General features: G+C 70.7%; 13 protein-coding genes. 5 read left to right on the top strand and 8 right to left on the bottom strand.

Translation table 11 applies throughout. The features are described from left to right. Positions 1-100 precede the first annotated feature (100 nt). Positions 101-907, bottom strand: a complete 807-nt coding sequence (locus tag AS97_RS03190) for a hypothetical protein (protein WP_210564297.1) — start codon at positions 905-907, stop codon at positions 101-103. 199 nt (positions 908-1106) lie between these two features. Between AS97_RS03190 and AS97_RS03185 the strand changes: the two genes are divergently transcribed. Next, a complete protein-coding gene (locus AS97_RS03185; RefSeq protein WP_247204212.1) occupies positions 1107-3494 on the top strand; it encodes a GH92 family glycosyl hydrolase in 2388 nt (795 codons plus the stop codon). 4 nt (positions 3495-3498) lie between these two features. Here the strand turns inward: AS97_RS03185 and AS97_RS03180 are convergent, their stop codons facing one another. Then, entirely contained in the window at positions 3499-3900 is a 402-nt protein-coding gene (locus tag AS97_RS03180; protein WP_210564295.1) for a DUF3662 domain-containing protein, read from the bottom strand. Between the two features lie 141 nt (positions 3901-4041). Between AS97_RS03180 and AS97_RS03175 the strand changes: the two genes are divergently transcribed. From AS97_RS03175 to AS97_RS03165, 3 genes are all read left to right on the top strand, one after another. Continuing rightward, the gene (locus AS97_RS03175) at positions 4042-4632 is read left to right on the top strand and encodes a TetR/AcrR family transcriptional regulator (protein ID WP_059148328.1); all 591 of its coding nucleotides are present in this window, start codon (positions 4042-4044) and stop codon (positions 4630-4632) included. Then, complete coding sequence (locus AS97_RS03170; RefSeq protein WP_210564294.1) at positions 4629-6110, top strand: MFS transporter; 1482 nt, start codon at positions 4629-4631, stop codon at positions 6108-6110. Before AS97_RS03175 ends, AS97_RS03170 begins: the two co-directional genes overlap by 4 nt. Positions 6111-6292: 182 nt before the next feature. Next, a complete protein-coding gene (locus AS97_RS03165; RefSeq protein WP_349017580.1) occupies positions 6293-6814 on the top strand; it encodes a TetR/AcrR family transcriptional regulator C-terminal domain-containing protein in 522 nt (173 codons plus the stop codon). Here AS97_RS03165 and AS97_RS03160 read toward each other — a convergent pair. Beyond that, positions 6807-10184, bottom strand: a complete 3378-nt coding sequence (locus AS97_RS03160; RefSeq protein ID WP_210564293.1) for a pyruvate carboxylase — start codon at positions 10182-10184, stop codon at positions 6807-6809. The two genes, AS97_RS03165 and AS97_RS03160, sit on opposite strands and share 8 nt — an antisense overlap. Before the next feature lie 426 nt (positions 10185-10610). Between AS97_RS03160 and AS97_RS03155 the strand changes: the two genes are divergently transcribed. Continuing rightward, positions 10611-12230: a GMC oxidoreductase gene (locus AS97_RS03155; RefSeq protein ID WP_210564292.1), complete on the top strand. Its 1620-nt coding sequence runs from the start codon at positions 10611-10613 to the stop codon at positions 12228-12230. A 30-nt stretch (positions 12231-12260) separates the two neighbouring features. Here the strand turns inward: AS97_RS03155 and AS97_RS03150 are convergent, their stop codons facing one another. From AS97_RS03150 to AS97_RS03130, 5 genes are all read right to left on the bottom strand, one after another. Beyond that, a complete protein-coding gene (locus tag AS97_RS03150; RefSeq protein ID WP_086709916.1) occupies positions 12261-13541 on the bottom strand; it encodes a DUF1266 domain-containing protein in 1281 nt (426 codons plus the stop codon). A gap of 40 nt (positions 13542-13581) precedes the next feature. Continuing rightward, positions 13582-15414, bottom strand: coding sequence for a glycoside hydrolase family 15 protein (locus AS97_RS03145; protein ID WP_059148324.1), 1833 nt, complete (start codon positions 15412-15414; stop codon positions 13582-13584). Between the two features lie 245 nt (positions 15415-15659). Continuing rightward, positions 15660-16598, bottom strand: coding sequence for an ATP-grasp ribosomal peptide maturase (gene tgmB, locus AS97_RS03140; protein WP_059148323.1), 939 nt, complete (start codon positions 16596-16598; stop codon positions 15660-15662). A gap of 15 nt (positions 16599-16613) precedes the next feature. Beyond that, complete coding sequence (gene tgmA / locus AS97_RS03135) at positions 16614-16805, bottom strand: putative ATP-grasp-modified RiPP (protein WP_059148322.1); 192 nt, start codon at positions 16803-16805, stop codon at positions 16614-16616. Positions 16806-17034: 229 nt separating this feature from the next. Then, positions 17035-17826, bottom strand: a complete 792-nt coding sequence (locus tag AS97_RS03130) for a class I SAM-dependent methyltransferase (protein ID WP_086709917.1) — start codon at positions 17824-17826, stop codon at positions 17035-17037. Positions 17827-18111: the final 285 nt, after the last annotated feature.

Here is an 18111-nt window from a genome sequence, read left to right as displayed (position 1 = left end):
GTTGTGCGGAGCAGTGGCTGCCCGTGCTTGCATCGGCGAATACGGACCGCGAAGGGTCTGTGCTCAATGGCGCAGCAGTTGTTTATACGTCTTCGAGCCGTTACTTCGGCCGCGTATGGCCTATCTCACAGCCACCTCCGGACTCATGCGTCACGGCGCCGCTCCCCAGGCGCTCCCGGGCGAGGACGTCACCAGCCGCTGGAGGGCCGAAGTCGGCGCTGGTGCCCCGGCCGTCGCCCTCGCCGTCGTTCGGGCCCTCGGCCATCAGGCATATGTTGTCCGCCTTCTCGCAGCGGTTGTTCTCGACGCGGACCCGATGGCTGGGCGGGGTGTCGCTGGCGAAGGTCTGCATGCAGTCGGCGGGCCGGCCGTGGCTGTTGTCGGTGCCGCGGACGGTGTTGTGCGCGATCGTCAGGTCGTCGCCGAAGAACCGGATACCGTCGCCGTCCCCGCCGCTCGGGCCGGTCACGGTGTTGTTCCGCACGGTGACGCGGTGGCCGGTCAGCTCGATCCCGGGCGCCTCCGGGCGGACGGACCGGAACCCTTCGACGATCACATCGTCGGCCTCGATGGTGATGCCGTCCACGGCGTCCCCGCCCCCGGCGTAGGTGATCGGGTGCTTCCGGCTTCCGCCCTTGGTGACGACCAGCCGCCGGCGGGACAGATCGCCGTCGAAGCAGACGGTGTCACCCGGCCTCGCCCGGCGCGCCGCCTCCCGCGGGGTGGCGGCGCGCCGGGTGCAGGGCGCGGCCCCCTTCTCGGTGGCGGGCGACATCCTCGGCGCGGCGGCGCCGGATCCGCCGTCCGTACCTCGCTCCAGGGGCCACGACGGGCGCGCCAGGGCGGCCAGGAGGGCGAGGACCGAGACGGCGAGGAAGTCGAGGACGAGTCTCCAGGTGATCCGCATGGCGGGAACCGTGGACCCGGATCCCGGGGACCGGTCCCGATGCCACCCGCCCCTCGCCGCCCTCCGGTTCACCCCACCGTCACCGTACGCCCCTAGATTCACACCCACACACGGAAGGGCGTGATCCCCGATGGAGACGCACACAGCACGGCGAAAGAGACTCGGGCGCCGATCGGCGCTGGCGGGCGGGGGAGTGGCGGTGGCGATCGGCGCACTGCTCGCCCCGCTCGTCGAGGCCCCCGCGGCGAGCGCGGCGCCACGGGCCGACGAGGTACGTCACCCCGTCGACTACGTGGACCCGCTGATCGGCTCGGCGGGCGGTGGCAACACCTACCCCGGCGCCAATCTGCCGTTCGGCATGATCGCCTGGTCCCCGACCAGCACCACGGGCGACCAGACCAACACCGCGGCGGCCAACGGCTATTCCTACGACACCACCCGGGTCCGGGGCTTCAGCCTCACCCATGTCAACGGCGCTGGCTGCCACCCCGGAGCCGCGGGCGATGTGCCGATCATGCCGTTCGTGGGCGAGGTCGACAGCTCGCCCACCGCCGACACCAAGGACCAGAAGTACGCCGCCGGCTTCTCGCACGACCAGGAGAAGGCCGAGCCCGGTCGCTACCGGGTGGGGCTCGACTCGGGCGCCGCCGCCGATCTCGCGGTGAGCGAGCGGGCCGGTGTCGCCGACTTCTCCTTCCCCCAGGACGCCCCGGCCCGTCTGCTGTTCCGCACCTCCAACTCCCTCAACGGCAGCGAGAACGCCCATATCGAGATCGACGCCCAGCGGCGCAAGGTCACCGGCTGGGTGCTGACCGGTGCGTTCTGCGGGCGGCGTGCCAACGGCGGTGAGAACAACCGCACGACGTACTACCGCCTCTACTTCAGCGCCTCGTTCGACCGCGCCTTCTCCACCGTGGGCACCTGGGAGAACGACCGGCTCTCACCCGGCGCCACCACCGCCGACGGCGGCGAGGGCTATCTCACCGGCGCCGACCGGGCCGGGCGTGGCTCCGGCGGATACGTCGGCTTCGACACCACGCGGGACAACGATGTCCGGATGCGGCTCGGCATCTCGTACGTCTCCCTCGCGGGTGCAGAGGCCAACCTCCGCGCCGAGATAGCGCCCCGGGCGAGCGTCGCCGATGTGGCGGCGGCCGGACGGGCCGCCTGGGACCGCCGGCTGCGCGCCATCCGGATCAGCGGCGGCAGCGAGCCGCGCCGCACCGCCTTCTACACCGCCCTCTACCACGCGCTGCAGCAGCCCAACCTGATCAGCGACACCGACGGCCGCTACCCGGGCATGGACGGCACCCCGCACCGCGTCGAGCGCGGGCAGACGGCGCAGTACAGCAACTTCTCCGGCTGGGACCAGTACCGCGCCCAGGTGCAGCTGCTCGCCCTGCTCCAGCCCCGGGTCGCCGGGGACTTCGCCCAGTCGCTGTTCAACTTCGCCCGGCAGAACGGCGGGGTGTGGGACCGCTGGGTGCACATCAGCGGCGCCACCCATGTGATGACGGGCGACCCCTCCGCCGCCACGCTCGCCACCTTCTACGCCATGGGGGTACGGAACTTCGACGCCGAGGGCGCCTTCGACTCCCTCTACCGCCAGGCCACCGTCCCGCACCCCGACGGGCTCTCCGACAAGGGCTGCCCGGGCCAGTGCGAGGGCCAGCGCCCGAACCTCGCCCAGTACCTGGACTCGGGGTACGCGGCGCAGGACGCCTGCCACTGCTGGGGCGGCGCCGCGGAGACCCTGGAGGACTCCGTCGCCGACGACGCGCTCGCCCGCTGGGCCCGGCTGCTCGGCCGCGACAAGGAGGCCGATGCACTCGGCGCGCGCGGCGGCTACTGGCGCCATGTGTTCAACCCCGAGGCCACTGGCACGGCGGGCTACATCCAGGCCAGAAACCGGGACGGCTCCTGGGTGACCCCCTTCGACCCGGCGTCCGACCGGGGGTTCGCCCAGGGCAGCGCGGCCACCTACACCTGGATGGTGCCGCAGGACGTCCAGGGCCTCGCCGAGGCCATGGGCGGACGCGAGCGCGCGGCGGCCCGGCTGGACGGCTTCTTCCATAAGCCCGACGGCTCCTGGTCGGTCCGCGGCGGCGATCCGCTCCGTTACGACCCCACCAACGAACCGGGTATCCACGCCCCCTGGCTCTACAACGCGCTCGGGCAGCCCTGGAAGACCCAGGAGACCGTGCGCCAAATCGTCGCCACCGTGTACGGAACCGGGCCGAAGGGGCTGCCCGGCAACGACGACCTGGGCACCATGTCCGCGTGGTACGTGTTCGCGGCGCTCGGCATCTATCCCCAGGCCCCGGGGCGTGCCGAGGCCCTGCTCACCGGACCGCTCTTCCCCCGCGCGGTGATCGCCCCGGCAGGGCAGCGGCGCGCCCTGACCATCGGCGCCCCGGACGCCTCCGACAGCCACCTCTATGTGCACGCGGTCCGGGTGAACGGCAGGCCGCACGCCACCTCATGGCTCGACGGCTCGTTCCTGCGCCAGGGCGGTTCGCTCTCCTTCGACCTGGCCGACCGGCCCGACACCACCTGGGCCACCGACCCGGGCGGACTGCCCCGCTGACGCCCTAGGCCGGCGCGTCGGCGAACGTGTCCGCGCGGATATGGGCCATGGGCCGGCCCGCCACCCGGTACCTGCCATTGGGCACCCGGCCGGACCGGGACACATGCACGGTGAGCGGGCCGGCCCACTCATAGCCCTTGTCCTCCGCATGACGCACCAGCTGGTCCGTCAGCTCCTGTCCCACCTGACAGCCACGCCGGGTGAGCTCCTCATGGACCTCGTCGGCCAGCTCGACGTCATAGACGTTGGGCACCACCACCCGGGTCGGTCCGCACACCACGGCGTGGCTGTCGCATTCACGTTTGAGCGCGCCGAGGAGTTCGACGGGCTCGCTGCGGACCACCTTGGCCAGCAGCGATTCCTCCCAGCGCTCTATCGCCCGTTCCCATCGGTTCAGCGTCTGCATGCCCTCCCGGGTTCCCGATCCGGATCACCTCATGCCCTCATCGGCGCCGCCCACCGTCGCCGCGGGTCCGCCGGAGCGTGAAGGTGTCCACGGGATTCTGACGCGTAGACACTGTCTACTCCCCTCTGGTAGACAGTGTCTATGGCTGAGCGTGAGCAGGACTCGGGTCTCCGGTCCCGATTGGTGGACGTCGGAGTGGGGCTGGTGGAGGCGGAGGGGGCGCAGGCCCTTTCGCTGCGGGAGATCGCCCGTCGGGCCGGGGTGTCCCACGGGGCGCCCCGGCGCTACTTCCCGACGCATCTGGCCCTGCTGTCCGCCATCGCGCGACGCGGCTTCGAGAGCCTGGCCAACCAGGCCGGTGCGGCGATCGCCGCTCATGAGGGCGACCCACGGGGGCAGTTGACGGCTCTGGCGCGGAGCTGTCTCGACTTCGCGCTGACCAACCGCGGCATGTTCGAGCTGATGTTCCGCCACGATCTCCTGGAGAGCAACCAGCTCGGCCTGCGGGAGACGAGCCTGCCGCTCTTCGCCACCCTCGTCGACCTGGTGGCCGGAGTGCGGCCGGAATCCGGTGCGGAGCCACGGATCGTCGCGGCCGCGCTGTGGGCGAATCTGCACGGCATCGCCCAACTGTGGGGCTGGGGCAGCCTTCAGCTCGCGGTGGGAGTGGATGACGTCGAGCCACTGCTGCGTGCCGCGCTCGACGCGCACCTCGGCCCGGAGGCCCGATGAGTACCCCGCGCGTACGACGCCTCACCCTGGCCGGCAGCGTCACCGGGGCCGTGATCGTCGCCCTCGACGGCACCGTGCTGACCGTCGCCCAGCCCCATCTGCAGCGGGATCTGCATGCCACGTTCGCCCAGGTCCAGTGGACCAGTACCGGATATCTGATCGCCGTGGCGAGTCTGCTGGTGTTCGCGGGCCGCCTCGGTGACCGCTACGGCCATCGGCGTGTCTTCGCCATCGGCATGCTGGGCTTCGGCGCCGCCTCGGCGGGCATCGGGCTCGCGGGCGGCATCGGCTGGGTGATCGGGCTGCGGGTCGCCCAGGGGGTCTTCGGGGCGCTGCTGCAACCCGCCACCCTCGGGATGCTGCGCGCCGCGTATCCACCCGACCGGCTCGGCAGGCCCCTCGCGGTGCGCACCGGCGCCATCGGGCTGGCGGCCGCGGCAGGTCCGCTGGTCGGCGGGGCGCTGACCACCCATCTGGGGTGGCGGGCGGTGTTCTTCCTCAATGTCGCGCCCGCCCTGGCCATGGGCCTGACGGCACTCGCCGTCCGGGCCCCGATGGCGCCCCGTGGGACCGCCCGGCCGCGGCTCGATCTGCCCGGTGCCGCTCTGCTCGCGATGGCGCTGGCCGGGCTGGTGCACACGCTCGTCGGCGTCCCCGGAACCGGCTGGACGGCGGCGACCGCGCTCGGGCCGACGGCCGCCGTGGCGGCCGGAGGCGTCTTCGTATGGCATGAGCGCCGTACGGAACATCCGCTGGTGCCGCCGGGTCTGCTGCGGTCGGCCACCGCCGGCCCGGCGCTCGGCGTGCTGGTGTCCGCGTCGGCCGCGCTGTCCGGGGCGCTTTTCCTCGGCACCTACTATCTGCAGGACGTGCTCGCGCTGGATCCGCTCGCCAGCGGACTGAGGGCGCTCCCGCTGGCGGTGATGATGGTGCTGGGCGCACCGGTGGCGGCGCTGCTGATGCGCCGTCAGGGGCCCCGCCGGACGACGGTCGCGGGGATGGTTCTGGTGGCGGCCGGTGTGTTGCTGATGTCCCGTCTCGGCCGGGACTCGGGCGCCGAGGCGATCGGCGGATGCTTTCTTGTGCTGGGCGCGGGTTTCGCCACCGTGATGGTCACCGCGACCACCGTCGTGGTGCGCGACGCGTCCGTGGATACCGCCGGGGTGGCGGGCGGGCTCCAGCAGACCGCCATGAACATCGGCCCCGCACTGGGGGTCGCGGCCGCGACCACGCTGATGAGCGTGGCCGGGCCGGGCGCCGCCACCGGACGGCCGCCCGGTGACGGGCCGGGCCGGGCGGCCGACGTCTTCCTCTCGGCGATGGGGCCGGCGCTGACGGTTCTCGCGGCCGTGGCCGCGGCCGGTGCGCTGCCGGCCACCAGGCTGCCGGGCCGTGCGGCGGCGCGGCCACCCGGGGGTCAGCCGGTGGAAGAGGCCCCGGACGGGCCCCCGAGGTCGGAGATCGCGTCGAGCGCCTGACCGGCTGTGGAGAACGCGACCGACTCCAGTGCGCCCGTGCGGCGCATCGCCGCCGGCACCCTGGCCTTGTCCTCCTCGGTCGTGCCGTCCCTGAAGGTGAACCGCAACACGTTGAGCGGCTTGGGGGCGGACAGGCGTGTGTCCAGGACATCGCCAATGGGGCAGGTGTCGCCAAGCCCACGGTGTACAACCACCTCACCGACAAGGAAACCCTGTTCCGCCACGCCATGGAGGCCGCGGCCGACGCCGTGATGGCGGAGAACCTCGCGGTCGTCGAGCGGTTGCGCGAGCCCGGGGACGATCTGCGCGCCGCCCTGGAGGACATGGCGTACCGGATGCTCCAGGTGTGCTGCGGTGAGCGGTCCCGGGCCCTGCGGCGGCTCACCTACGCCCAGGCGGCCGACTTCCCCGATCTGATCGAGATCGTGCAGGGACGTACCGCCATCCGGCCCGGTGAGGCGCCGGCGGACCGGCCGGGCGATCCGGCGCGGGCCGCGGAGCAGTTGCTCGCGCTGCTCACCGGCCCCATGGAGGTGCGGTCCCGGCTGGGCACCCGCAAGGTCTCCGCCGCCGAGACGCGCACGGTCGCCCGGTCCGCGGTGGACACCTTTCTGCGGGCATACGAAGCCGCCGCCACCGAGCCCCCTGACCCGAGGGCCGGGGGACCGGTGGCGGCGGCTCGTCGGCGCTGCCGGCTCAGCTGAGGGCGACCAGCAGATCGCCGCCTTCCACCTGCTGGATCGCGCTGATGGCGATGCGCGACACGGTCCCGCTCTTCGGGGCCGCGATGGTGGCCTCCATCTTCATCGCCTCGATCGTCGCCACGGTGGCACCGGCCTCCACCTGGTCGCCCTCGGCCACCGCCAGCGTCACCACACCCGCGAAGGGCGCCGCCACATGGCCGGGGTTGCTCCGGTCGGCCTTCTCGGTGGCCGGTACGTCGGAGGCCGCCGAATTGTCCCGCACCTGGACCGGGCGCAACTGCCCGTTCAGCGAGGCCATCACCGTGCGCATACCGCGCTCGTCGGCGTCGCCGATGGCCTCCAGCTCGATCAGCAGCCGGACCCCGGGCTCGAGGTCCACCGTGTACTCATGCCGCGGGCGCAGCCCGTAGAAGAAGTCCTTGCTGTCCAGCACGCTGGTGTCGCCGTGGGCCTGCCGATGCGCCTCGAACTCCTTGGTCGGGCCGGGGAACAGCAGCCGGTTCAGCGTCGCCCGCGGATCCTTCTCCAGCTGCTCCCGGTCCTCCGTGGACAGCTCCGCGGCCGTCGGCTTGGCGGCGGCGCGGCCCTCCAGCGCCTTGCTGCGGAACGGCTCGGGCCAGCCGCCCGGCGGATTGCCCAGCTCGCCGCGGAGGAACCCGATGACCGAGTCCGGGATGTCGTATCGGCCCGGATCCGCCTCGAAGTCCTCCGGCGACACCCCCGCCCCCACCAGGTGCAGCGCGAGATCGCCGACCACCTTCGACGACGGGGTGACCTTCACCAGATGGCCCAGCATCCGGTCCGCGGCGGTGTACATCGCCTCGATGTCCTCGAAGCGGTCACCGAGGCCGAGCGCGATGGCCTGGGTGCGCAGATTGGACAGCTGGCCACCGGGGATCTCATGGTGGTACACCCGCCCGGTCGGCGAGGCGAGGCCGGCCTCGAACGGTGCGTAGATCTTGCGCACGGCCTCCCAGTACGGCTCCAAGGCGCCGATCGCCTCGAGGTCGAGCCCGGTCGGCCGGTCGGAGTGGTCGGTGGCGGCCACGATCGCCGACAGCGACGGCTGGGAGGTGGTGCCCGCCATGGAGGCCACCGCGCCGTCCACCGCGTCCGCACCGGCCTGGATCGCCGCGAGATAGGTGGCGAGCTGACCGCCGGCGGTGTCATGGGTGTGGATGTGCACCGGCAGGTCGAACTCCCTGCGCAGCGCGGAGACCAGCGTGGCCGCGGCCGGGGCGCGCAGCAGCCCCGCCATGTCCTTGATGGCCAGCACATGCGCGCCCGCGTCCACGATCTGCTCGGCGAGCCGCAGATAGTAGTCGAGGGTGTAGAGCCGCTCCGAGGGATCGGACAGATCGGAGGTGTAGCAGAGCGCCACCTCGGCGATTGCCGACCCCGTCTCCCGTACCGCCTCGATCGCGGGCCGCATCTGCCCGATGTCGTTCAGCGCGTCGAAGATCCGGAAGATGTCGATCCCGGTGGCCGTGGCCTCCTGCACGAAGGCGGTGGTCACCTCGGTCGGATACGGCGTGTAGCCCACGGTGTTACGGCCGCGCAGCAGCATCTGCAGACAGATGTTGGGCACCGCCTCGTGCAGCTTGGCCAGCCGCTCCCACGGGTCCTCGGCGAGGAAGCGCAGCGCCACGTCGTAGGTGGCCCCGCCCCAGCACTCCAGCGAGAGCAGCTGCGGCACGCTCCGCGCCACCACCGGGGCCACGGCCAGCAGGTCCCTGGTGCGGACCCGGGTGGCCAGCAGCGACTGATGCGCGTCCCGGAAGGTGGTGTCGGTGACACCGATGGTGGGCGACTCGCGCAGCCACCGCGCGAAACCCTCCGGACCCAGCTCGGTGAGCCGCTGCTTGGAGCCGGCGGGCGGCTCGGCGTCCGGCACCGGGGGCAGTTTGGTGGTGGCGTTGATCAGATGGGGCCGCTCGCCGTGCGGCTTGTTCACCGTGACATCGGCCAGATAGGTGAGCAGCTTGGTACCGCGGTCGGCGGAGTGACGCGCGGTCAGCAGATGCGGCCGCTGCTCGATGAACGACGTGGTGACCTGCCCGGCGCGGAAGTCCGGATCGTCCAGCACCGCCTGGAGGAAGGGGATGTTCGTGGATACGCCGCGGATGCGGAACTCGGCCACCGCACGCCGGGCGCGGCCGACCGCGGTCGCGAAGTCCCGCCCCCGGCACGTCAGCTTGACCAGCATCGAGTCGAAGTGGGCGCTGATCTCCGCACCGGAGTGGGTGGTGCCACCGTCCAGCCGGATGCCCGAGCCGCCCGGTGAGCGATACGCGCTGATCATTCCGGTGTCCGGGCGGAAGCCGTTGGCCGGGTCCTCGGTGGTGATCCGGCACTGCAGCGCCGCACCTCGCACATACACGGTGTCCTGGGCGAGGCCGAGGTCGGCCAGCGTCTGGCCGGCGGCGATCCGCAGCTGCGACTGGACCAGATCGACATCGGTGATCTCCTCGGTCACCGTGTGCTCGACCTGGATCCGCGGATTCATCTCGATGAACACATGGCGGCCCTCGCGGTCGAGCAGGAACTCCACCGTGCCGGCGTTGCGATAGCCGATCTGCCGGGCGAACTTCACCGCGTCCTCGCAGATCCGCTCCCGCAGCTCCGGATCGAGGTTGGGCGCCGGCGCCAGTTCGATCACCTTCTGGTGGCGCCGCTGCACCGAGCAGTCGCGCTCGAACAGATGGATGACATCGCCCTGCCCGTCGGCGAGGATCTGCACCTCGATATGGCGGGGCTCCACCACCGCCTTCTCCAGGAAGACCGTGGCATCGCCGAAGGCGGACTCGGCCTCTCGCGCCGCCGCCTCGATGGACTCACGCAGCGTCTCCCGGTTCTCGACCCTGCGCATACCGCGCCCGCCGCCACCGGCGACGGCCTTGACGAACACCGGGAAGCCGAGCTCGTCCGCGGCCCGGACCAGCTCGTCCACATCGGTCGACGGTTCGGAGGAGCCGAGCACCGGCACCCCGGCCGCGCGGGCGGCGGCCACCGCGCGCGCCTTGTTCCCGGTGAGCTCCAGGATCTGCGCGCTGGGCCCCACGAACGTGATCCCCGCCTCCTCGCACGCACGTGCGAGATCGGGGTTCTCGGACAGAAAGCCATATCCGGGATACACGGCGTCCGCGCCCGCACTGCGCGCCGCGCGGACGATCTCCTCGACGGAGAGATAGGCCCGCACCGGATGGCCCGGCGCACCGATCTCATACGCCTCATCGGCCTTGAGCCGATGCAGCGAGTTGCGGTCCTCATGCGGGAACACGGCTACGGTTCTCGCGCCCAGCTCATAGCCGGCGCGGAAGGCGCGAATGGCGATCTCTCCACGATTGGCGACCAGCACCTTGCGGAACATGCCCGATCCCTTCTACCTGCCCGGTACCTACAACACACGCTTGTCGGCGAACACTACTGCCGCGTGCCACGCAGGACGCCCGGGGTGTGATCGAGTTCTCGTGGATGGCGTACGGGATGGCGCCCGGTCCTCGTCATCCATGGTCGCCGGGGATACGGAGAGTGGCCCTGCGACCGCTCCGGGTCGAGCCCTGCCACGGCGCCGGAGAGGGCCGGCCCGCCTCGGTAGAAGCCCCCTTGGCCATCATCTGTCAGTGGTCCAACGAGTGATCTTCACGAGCGGTGTCCTTCCCTGGAGGAGCGCGAAGGTGACAGTAATTCATAAATAACCATAACTCGCACAAGCCCTCCGATGCCGAAAAGGGCGACGAAAAGGACCTTGCGCCACACCATGGCGACCTCCGGCGATTCCACCCATCATGCCGCCATGACAGTCAATCTGACACGCCGTCACCTTCTCGGTCTGGCCGCCCTGCAGAGCGCGGCGGCCCTCGGACTCACCCGCATCGGCCTCGCCCCGGCGACCGCCGCCGAGAGCGCCGAACACTTCCCCGCCGTCGTCGTCGGCTCGGGCTACGGCGCGGCCGTGGCCGCGCTCCGGCTCGGCGAGGCGGGTATCAGAACCCTCGTCGTGGAGATGGGGCGGTTATGGGACACCCCGGGCTCCGACGGCCGGGTCCACTGCTCGATGACCGCTCCCGATCAGCGCTCCATGTGGTTCAAGAGCAGAACCGAGGCGCCCCTGTCCACCTTTCTGTGGCTGGATGTCATCAACAAGGACATCACCCCCTACCCCGGCGTCCTGGACCGCGTCCGCTTCCCCGGCATATCCGTCTACGTGGGGCGCGGGGTCGGCGGCGGTTCGCTGGTCAACGGCGGTATCGCGGTCACCCCGCCGCGCGCGTACTTCCAGCAGATGCTGCCGCAGGTGGCAGCGGACCCGATGTACGACACGTACTTCCCGCTGGCCAACCGCATGCTCGGCGCCACCACCGTTCCCTCCGCGTGGTTCGAGGCCACGGAGTGGTACACCTACGCCCGCGTCGCCCGCGCCCAGGCCGCCAGGGCGGGCCTGAAGACCGTCCTCATGCCCAACGTCTACGACTTCGACTACATGCGGCGCGAGGCCGACGGAACGGCGACCAAGTCCGCGCTCGCCCAGGAGGTCATCTACGGCAACAACTTCGGCAAGCGCAGCCTCGACAAGACCTATCTCGCGGCCGCGCTCGGCACCGGCCAGGTCACCCTGCACACCCTCAGCCGCGTCAGGTCCCTGCGCCGGGCACCCGACGGCAGCTATGTCCTCACCGTGGAGCGCATCGACACCACCGGCACCGTCGTCTCCACCGACGAGATCACCTGCGGTTCGCTCTTCCTCGGCGCGGGCAGCCTCGGCACCACCGAACTCCTGCTGCGCGCCCGCGAGACCGGCGCCCTGCCCGAGCTGAGCGCGGAGGTCGGCCGGGGCTGGGGCGGCAACGGCAATGTCATGCTCGGCCGCGCCAACCATGTGTGGCACCCGACCGGCGCCCACCAGTCCACCATCCCGGTGCTGGCGATCGACGACTGGTCCAACACCGCCAACCCGGTCTTCGCCGAGATCGCCCCGCTGCCCGCCGGCCTCGAGACCTGGGTCAGCCTCTACCTCGCCATCACCCGGAACCCCGAGCGCGCCACCTTCACCTATGACGCGGCCAAGGACACCACCGTGCTCAACTGGACCCGCGCCCAGAGCGCGCCCTCGGTCGCCGCGGCCAAGGCGCTGTTCGACCGCGTCAACTCCGCCAACGCCACCATCTACCGCTATGACCTCTTCGGCGACACCCGGGCCTTCGCCGACGATTTCTGCTACCACCCGTTGGGCGGCTGTGTCCTGGGCCGCGCCACCGACGCGTACGGCCGGGTGACCGGCTACGACGGGCTCTATGTGACCGACGGATCCCTCATTCCGGGCTCCATCGGCGTCAACCCGTTCGTCACCATCACCGCCCTGGCCGAGCGCACCATGGCCCGGGTGCTGGCCGAGGACCGCGTCGGCGGCCGGTGACGCGTGGTCTGACGCCCGGTTCCGCCGGGATCACTTCCAGGGAAGGGTGAGCCAGGGGCTCTCCGGATCGGTGGTGAGGATGCGATGCGCGGTGAGCATGTCCTCGTACCACTCACCGAACTCCTCGTCGTCGAAGTGGAGGCACCGCCCGAGGATGTACGCGGCGGAGAACTCTTCCCAGGAGCGATAGTTGGCCTGCGCCGACCGTCCCGCGCGCAGCACCGCGCGCTCGGCTTCGTCGAGCGAGCAGAAACGTGCGGCGAGCCCCCAGCGGGCCATCCCCGAGGCCCGTCCGTAGTCCCAGGCCTCCACCGTGCGGACGAACTTCCCCTCGGCGAGCAGGCCGTCCGCACGGAACCGGGCCTCATAGCGGGCGATCCGGCCGATGAGCCGCTGCACGCCCGCCACCTGCGCCTCCACCTCCGCGCTGTCCCGGGGCTCCGCCTTGGTGACCCCGTCGGGGGTGATCCGGACCTCGCCGGCCTCGGCCGCGGTGCGCCGCAGCACCCGCTCGGCCACCGTCCGCCAGTGGTCCACCCCGACCGGGCCGGCGAAGTCCAGGGCCAGGGTTCGGCGCACCCCGAGCGCGAACTCCCAGACGCCGCTGATCAGTTCGGCGCCCAGCAGCAGCTCCTGGATGCGCTGCCACTCCTCCCGGCCGGTGATGCCCCACCACTCCTTGAGCCGGCTCCGCTCACGGGTGTATCCGCCGCCGTGGTAGGCCATGGCGTTCCACAGCTCGCCGTTCTTGACGAACAGCAGCGCCCCGCAGGCCAGTCCGTGGGCCACCGGGCCCTGTGTCGGCCCGCCCACCCACAGCCCGCGCAGCTTCATGGGGGCGTGTGCGCGGCCTTCGCCGTCGGCGGCGTGCTCGGCGTGGCCGCTCCACAGCGCGCGGTGCGCCGGGGAGGTCGGGAAGAACGTCTCACACGGACTGCCGGGGTTGACCACGATCCACGGCGGATCGTCGGGCTCCCACTCCGTGGCGAGCCACCCCAGGGAGTAGGAGAGATAGACGGTCTCCGGATGGGGGGCGGGGAGCATACCCTCGGTGAAGAGGGGCAGGCAGTTGGCCTGCACCTGGGGATACCAGTACGGGGTGAACAGCACCGTCCCGGGGCGCGCCTGGAGACGGGAGTACGCATCGGCGACGAAGAGTTCGGTGCGCGCCAGCACATCGAAGTACGCCGACCAGTCGCCGCGGGCCTTCGCCTCGTACAGCTCCCGCTCGATCGCGCTCGGCGCCTGCCATGCGGTCTGTGTGCTGCCCTGGACGCCGTGTTCCGGCACGGCGGCCTCCCCGTTTCCCATGGCCGACCACTCTATCCAGCGGTCCGCCGTGGGCGAGGGGTCAGCCCAGGGCCCGGTCCAGGTTGAACGCGGCGCTGATGAGCGCGAGATGGGTGAACGCCTGCGGGAAGTTGCCGATCTGCTCACCGGTGCGGCCGATCTCCTCCGCGTACAGCCCGACATGATTGGCGTAGGTGAGCATCTTCTCGAAGGCCAGCCGCGCATCGTCCACCCGTCCGGCCCGGGACAGCGCCTCGACGTACCAGAACGAGCAGATCGAGAAGGTGCCCTCCTCACCGCGCAGCCCGTCCGGGCTGACCCTGGGGTCGTAGCGGTAGACCAGCGAATCGGACACCAGTTCCTCGCCCAGCGCGTCCAGCGTGGACAGCCATTTGGGGTCGGTGGGGGAGATGAACTTGGACAGCGGCATCATCAGCACCGAGGCGTCGAGCACCTCCTCGCCCTCACGCTGCACGAAGGCGCGCCGCCGCGGCGACCAGCCAGAGCGCATGATCCGGCGGTAGATGTCATCGCGCGCCTTCGACCAGCGGGCCATGTCCGCGGGCAGGCCGCGGTGGCGGGCGATGCGCATCCCCCGCTCGATCGCGACCCAGCACATCAGCTGCGAGTACAGGAAGTACTGCGGGCCGGAGCGGGTCTCCCAGACGCTCATATCGGGCTGGTCCCAGTTGTCACAGACCCAGCAGACCGCGTCGCTGACGGTGTCCCAGTGGTCGCTGGCCAGCGGCTGCCCCCACTTGTCGTAGAGATAGAGGGAGTCCACCAGCGCTCCGTAGATGTCCAGCTGGAGCTGGTGGACCGCCGCGTTGCCGACCCGGACCGGGGAGGAGCCCTGATGGCCCTCCAGATGGGGGAGCATCTGCTCGGGGATCTCGCTGCGGCCGTCGATGCCGTACATGATCTGCAACGGTCCGCCGGGGCCGTCATCGAAGTTGATGTCCTCGGACAGGAACCGCACGAACGCCTCGGCCTCCTGGGTGAAGCCCAGCCTCAGCAGCGCGTAGATGCAGAACGCGGCATCGCGGACCCACACATAGCGGTAGTCCCAATTGCGCTCGCCGCCGATCTGCTCGGGCAGGCTGGTCGTCGGGGCCGCCACGATGGCGCCGGTCGGCGCATAGGTGAGCAGCTTGAGGGTGAGCGCCGAGCGGTGCACCATCTCCCGCCACCGCCCCCGGTAGCGGGACTGCGAGAGCCAGCGGCGCCAGTAGCACACGGTGGCGTCGAACAGCTCCTCCGCCTCCGCCTGCGGGCAGTGCCGCGGCTGCACCGTGCCGCCGATCCGGTCGAGCGCGAAGACCGCGGCCTCGCCCTCGACCAGCTTGAACGTGGAGACCACATCGGCCCCGTCGGTCTCCACGGTGACGCTGGACGTCAGTGCCAGCGACAGCTCCGGGGACTCGAAGATCGTGAGCCCCTCCTCGGCGCGCACCGTATGCGACTGCCGGGCGTAGTCGAAGCGGGGCGCCACCCGTGCGGTGAAGGGCAGCGATCCGCGCACGCACAGCACCCGGCGGATCAGCCGGTGCCGTTCCGCCTCGCGCGAGTTGTCCACGATCGGCATGAAGTCCTGGACCTCGGCGACCCCGTCGTCCGCGAAGAAGCGGGTGATGAGGATGTTGGTGTCGGGGAAGTAGAACTGCTTCGTCCGGGCGGGCACCTCCGGTGTGAGCCGGAACGAACCACCGCGGTCGGCGTCCAGGATCGACGCGAACACACTGGGCGCGTCGAACCGGACCGGGCAGTACCAGTCGATGGTGCCGCTGGTATCGACGAGCGCGGCGGTGCGCAGATCGCCGATCAGACCGTGTTCGGCGATCTGCGCATAGCGGCACGCGTCCGTCGGGCGGCGGACGCTGTCGGCGACGGTCATCGGAACCTCCCGCGCTGAGGGAGGGGCGGGAAACCCTGGGTAACGCGGACTCTCGCTTCAGCATACGACCGACGGGCCGGTCCGGCGCAGCGCCGACCCTTCGCGTAGCCGGCCGTCACGGTCTGTGCGCGGGGGCGCTCGCGGGCGTCCCGGGCCGGCGCGAACGGGGACGGGACCGCCCTCGCACGCCCGTCCCGATGATCACCCGCGCCGCCCCCGGAGGCACGGTGCTCCGGGCCCGGTCGTCACCGGTGGGCGGCACCGGGCGCCGCCAGCCAGGACGCGACCGCCGCCGCGATGGGCTGACCGGTCTCCAACTCGACAAAGCCGAATTGGCCGCCCTGGTTGCACTCCAGGAACCACCAAAGACCATCGGCGTCCTCGGCGAAGTCGAAGGCCCCGTAGGCGAGACCGGTGAGAGCCATGTACTCATGAACGGCGCGCACGACTCTGGCGGGCACATCCACGGCTTCCCAGTGGTGTCCATGACACCCATAGCGCCCGTCCACCTGCCCCGAGGCGGCGGTCTTGCGCGCGGCGAATAACTCGCTGCCGACGCAGAACAGCCGGATGTCGGCCGCTTTGGGAATGTACCGCTGAAGAAGGGTCGCCCCGGCCGCGACATCGGAGAAATCCGTGTCCGGTCGGATACGGGTAGTAGGCAGTGCGACCGGCGGATCGGTGGTCGGCGGACCGGACGCGGATTTCACCACGATGTCCGTGCACTGGACGGCGAAATCACGCGCCGCGCGCGGATAGGTGGTGACCAGAGTCGAGGGCACGGCGAAACCGCTGTGCTGGGCGACCCGCAACTGGAACGGTTTGTGCCGGGCCGGTTCGGCGGCCGCCGGATGGTTCATCCAGCGGGCCGTTGTCGCGTAGAGCATCCCGTAGAGCGCCTGTCCGCACTCGGCCGTCAGCCACTCCGATGGATTCGTCGCGTGGGCCGCGGGCCGCCCCGGCCTGCGCACCCAGATGGACCGCACACCGTGGATGCTGACGAGGCGTCCCTCGGTCGACAGATATCCCGTGAAGTCACCGCGATCGAATTCGACCGACAGCCCGGCCTGATCCGGAAGGTCGGCCGGATCGAAACGCACCAGAGGGACGCCTTGTTCGCGCAGCTCTGCCACCACCAAGTCGGCGGTGACATCCTGGCGACACGTCAGGATGAGTACTGTCATCGACGTATGCGCAGGTCAGTCGTCGAAGTGCGTCTTCGAACCAGCTGTGGACGTGGTCGTGCCGGTGGCCAACAGCACCGCCCGGTCGGCGATGGCCGGACGGCCGTCGGAGAGGACATTCAACTGCAGGGCGGCGTTATAGGCGTAGGGAACACCGTCCGACGACCGCTCGGCAGGGATTGCGTGCTTCAGTACGAAGGGCTGCATGAGTGACCTCTTGGTGCTCCATGTATTCGTCTATCCACCACGCAACAGTACGTACTAAAAGTCTACGGCACTCCCTGGCAACGACTTTGTCCTCTGTGCCGCGATATGAAGTGTGTCACAGGATCCCAGTGGAACCTCAACGCCCGATTGAACGTCCTCATATGCCTGAGGTATTGCGTCACCGAATAGTCGGCCACCGCGGCGGGAGCACCAGCTGAGGAACGGCGGGTCAGGACGTCCGCGCGCCCTCGCGGTGGGTGACGCGGATCTTCGACTGGCCGTGCGGCAACTCCTCCCAGTCCGCCATGAACCGGGCCGCCAGACCGTGTTTCTCCGCCAGCGCGATGAGCGTCTCGGTGCGGTAGTAGAAGTCCTCCCGCAGTACCTGGTGTTCGACACCCTCGGTGCGGTCGAAGGTGAAGTCGAACCAGCCGCCGGGTGCCATGACGCGGCCGACATGGGCCAGGCACTCCTCGATGACGGGCAGTGGCGAATGCGAGAAGACACTGTGCGCGTGCACCACGTCGAAGTGGGCGTCGGGCAGGAAACGCAGCGTCAGATCGCGCACCGGGGTGAGGGTGGGACGGCGGTCCTGCAGCCCCTGGCGCACCAGCGTGTCCTGCGCGGCCGCGAGGATCTCGGGCGAGATGTCGACGCCGTAGTAGTGGCCCGGCTCCAGATGGCTGATGAAGCGCCAGCCCGCCCGCAGATTGCCGCAGCCGATCTCCAGCATCCGGTGTTCCGGTCGCAGACCGTGGTCGAGCAGATAGTCGAACTGCATCGCGCCCAGCGCCAGCCACCGCTCATGGCTGCGGCTGCCGACCGCCGCTTCCGGGCTGGTGCGGGTGTCGGACCGCATCACCGCGCGGTAGTACGCGACGTGGTCCGGGTAGCGGTAGCGCAGCCAGGCGTCCCGGGTGGCGCGGACCAGATGGCGCGGCACCCGCTGCGGGTGGCGCAGCGCGTAGGAGACCCGGTGGCCGAGGGCGGAGCGGTTGACGCTGAGTTTCTTCGTGGACATGTGGACTCTCTCGTGATCGTCGTACGGACGCGGCGCACCATGCCTTCCCGCGTCGCTGTTGTCGGTACCAGCCTCGGCGCCGTGGCGGCGGCGGGGATCAGCGGAGCGGTCCCGGTCCGGAGGCGGTCCGGGTGATCGCCGTGTCAACCGATCGGATGATGCGGCGTCCGGTGCCGCGGGTTAGGACTGTCTGAGGGAGTGAACCCGGAAGAGCCGGAGAGGGTCCGGAACGCATACGGAGATCCGGAGCGAACCGGAGAGGCTCGGAGTGAAACCGGGAGAGCG

This window comes from Streptomyces sp. AgN23 (assembly GCF_001598115.1).
Lineage (GTDB): Bacteria > Actinomycetota > Actinomycetes > Streptomycetales > Streptomycetaceae > Streptomyces > Streptomyces antimycoticus.
Note: the sequence above shows the minus strand (reverse complement) of the source record. Positions and strands in the feature narration are given on the sequence as shown.